Origin of the sequence: Bifidobacterium callimiconis (assembly GCF_003952005.1) — a bacterium.
GTDB lineage: Bacteria > Actinomycetota > Actinomycetes > Actinomycetales > Bifidobacteriaceae > Galliscardovia > Galliscardovia callimiconis.
Genome location: NZ_QXGJ01000031.1, coordinates 1 through 2745 on the forward strand (window position 1 = coordinate 1; position 2745 = coordinate 2745).

General features: G+C 61.7%; 2 protein-coding genes and 3 tRNA genes. 4 read left to right on the forward strand and 1 reads right to left on the reverse strand.

Features of this window, described 5'->3' with window-relative positions:
- Position 1 precedes the first annotated feature (1 nt).
- Positions 2-75: transfer RNA gene (locus tag D2E23_RS11470), tRNA-Asp, on the reverse strand.
- 325 nt (positions 76-400) lie between these two features.
- Here D2E23_RS11470 and galE point away from each other — a divergent pair.
- The 4 genes from galE to D2E23_RS11490 all read left to right on the forward strand — a co-directional run bounded on the left by galE (position 401) and on the right by D2E23_RS11490 (position 2744).
- Positions 401-1414, forward strand: coding sequence for a UDP-glucose 4-epimerase GalE (gene galE / locus D2E23_RS11475; RefSeq protein ID WP_126031024.1), 1014 nt, complete (start codon positions 401-403; stop codon positions 1412-1414).
- Between the two features lie 170 nt (positions 1415-1584).
- Positions 1585-2424 (forward strand): tRNA (guanosine(46)-N7)-methyltransferase TrmB, encoded by an 840-nt coding sequence (gene trmB, locus D2E23_RS11480; protein WP_126031025.1) that lies wholly within the window; start codon positions 1585-1587, stop codon positions 2422-2424.
- Between the two features lie 128 nt (positions 2425-2552).
- Positions 2553-2624, forward strand: a tRNA-Glu gene (locus tag D2E23_RS11485).
- 46 nt (positions 2625-2670) lie between these two features.
- Positions 2671-2744: transfer RNA gene (locus tag D2E23_RS11490), tRNA-Asp, on the forward strand.
- The last annotated feature ends 1 nt before the right edge of the window (position 2745 follow it).

The following is a 2745-nucleotide window of genomic DNA, read 5'->3' on the forward strand; positions in this document are numbered from 1 at the left end:
GCGACTCCGACCGGACTTGAACCGGCGACCTCCGCCGTGACAGGGCGGCGCTCTAACCAACTGAGCTACGGAGCCATCTTGTTGACTTCGCTTGAAGCAACGAGTAGAAATATTACATGAATGCGCGAATGATGCAAATCGAGACGTCGTTCGGCGTGTCGCATTATGCCCAAAACCTTGAAAACCGTTGAAATTCCAACGAAATCATCTTGTTTACACACCGGCCTATGATTTACCGTGGTTTTGTCTGCATGTCGCCCAACGGTGGGCTATACTGAAGATGTTAGAAAAGATAACAAAAGCGAGCAAAAGTGAACATTTTGCGTCGCGGGCCAACAGCATCATCGATACATCCCGCCGACGCGCAATGACACCGCCCGCCATGTCAGGAAGGTACACCATGACAGTTCTGGTCACAGGAGGCTGCGGCTATATCGGCGCACACGTGGTCCACGCCCTTCATCAGGCCGGCGAGAAGGTCGTCGTCGTCGACGATCTGAGCTACGGCAAGCCCACCCGCATCGAAGGCTCCCGTCTGTACGGCATGGACATCTCCGCGCCGGGCGCCGGCGAGCGCCTGGCCGAGATCCTTGACGCCGAGGACGTCGAGGCCGTGATCCATTTCGCCGCCCGCAAGCAGGTGGGCGAGTCCGTCGAGAAGCCGCTGTGGTACTACCAGCAGAACATCAACGGCATGCTCAACGTGCTCACCGGCATGACCAAGTCCAAGAAGGCCAAGAAGCTCGTCTTCTCCTCCTCCGCCGCCACCTACGGCGTTCCGCCGGTGGACGTGGTGCCCGAGGACGTGGTGCCGATGCTGCCGATCAACCCGTACGGCCAGACCAAGCTGTTCGGCGAGTGGATGGCCCGCGCCTGCGAGGAGCCGTTCGGCATCCGCTTCTGCGCGCTGCGCTACTTCAACGTGGCCGGCTGCGGCCCGGTGGAGCTCGAGGATCCGGCCATCCTGAACCTGATCCCGATGCTGCTTGATCGCCTGAAGAAGGGCAAGGCCCCGGCGATCTTCGGCGACGACTACCCCACTCCGGACGGCACCTGCGTGCGCGACTACATCCACGTCTCCGATCTGGCCGACGCGCACATCGCTGCGCTGAGCTACCTCGACCGCGACGAGCGCAAGTACGACGCCTTCAACGTGGGCACCGGCGAGGGCACCTCCGTGCGCCAGATCGTCGACGAGCTGAAGAAGGTCACCGGCCTGCCGTTCAAGGAGACCGTGATGGCCCGCCGCGCCGGCGACCCGCCGCACCTGATCGGCTCCCCCAAGCGCATCAACGAGGAGATGGGCTGGCACGCCAAGTACAACGTGGAGGACATCGTTCGCTCCGCATGGGAGGCCTGGCAGGCCAACCCCGAGCATCACATCGACGTCGAGCACTGGAAGCAGGCCGACTGATAGTGTGATCACACTATGACGGCATGACGAACGGGCCCGCGACTGCACGAACACGGCAGTCGCGGGCCCGTTTTTCATTGCCGCGCCACGGACGCGGCCGAACCCATTCGCGACGGTTCGCTAGGGTGGGAAGCATCATCGATATCACGATTCAGCAATCGGAGTTTTTCATGAACGATTCCACACCCATCGCACCGGCCGGCGAGACCGCCGCGGAACGCCCCTACGAGCATCGCGAACTCATGTCGTTCGTCCGCCGCTCCTCGCGACTCGACAAGCGCCTGCAGAAGGCATGGGACAACTACGCCGACACCTATCTGCTCGATCTTCCCCAGGTGGGAGGCCGCGAACTGTCGGTCGCGCCCGACTTCCGCTTCGACCGCGCGTTTACGGAACGCACGTGGGGCAACGGCAACCCGCTGATCGTGGAGATCGGCACGGGTCAGGGCGAGAACATCGTCGCCGCCGCGCAGAACAATCCGGAGACGAACTTTCTGGCACTGGAGGTGTATCGTCCGGGCGTGGCCCACGCACTGCTCAAGGCCGGCAAGTACGAGCTCTCCAATCTGCGCGTGGCCGAGGTGAACGCCCCCGACCTGATGAAGGTCTGCGAATCCGGCCTCCTCGAGGAGGTATGGACGTTCTTCCCCGATCCGTGGCCCAAGACCCGTCACCACAAGCGCCGCATCGTGCAGGACGCCCTCGCCGCGGAGGTGCACCGCGCATTGCGCGAAGGCGGCCTGTGGCGCATCGCCACCGACATCGAGGACTACGCGCTGCACGTGCACGAGGTGATGGACGGCCGCAACGACTTTGAGAACGCCGGCACGATCACCGTGAGCCTGCCCACCGAGCACGTCAGCAAGGGCACCGCGGACACCGCAGCCACGCTCCCCCACGCCGATTTCACCGAATCCGAGCGATTCGACGGCCGCGTGCTCACCAATTTCGAGAAGAAGGGCATTGACGCCGGACGCGTGATCCACGACTTCTCCTATCGAGCCCGATAACCCAGTCAGACAACTCGACAACAACGCAAGATCGTTGAAAATACAAGGATTCCAGTAGATAGCCACCATCGCGACACGCCGAGAGTTGCGCATCTGAAAAGACTCCCGTAATATCAATCGAGTTGTTCGCCCCCGTCGTCTAACGGTTAGGACATCAGACTTTCAATCTGACAACGAGAGTTCGACTCTCTCCGGGGGTACGAAATCAACCGCAAGGTTGGATTTCATGAGTAGTTCACTACTTGTGGCTCCGTAGCTCAGTTGGTTAGAGCGCCGCCCTGTCACGGCGGAGGTCGCCGGTTCAAGTCCGGTCGGAGTCGC

Bases quoted from the DNA above. Each gene is read 5' to 3' on its own strand.
- galE (WP_126031024.1), top strand. From the start codon at position 401: ATGACAGTTCTGGTCACAGGAGGCTGCGGCTATATCGGCGCACACGTG.
- trmB (WP_126031025.1), top strand. From the start codon at position 1,585: ATGAACGATTCCACACCCATCGCACCGGCCGGCGAGACCGCCGCGGAA.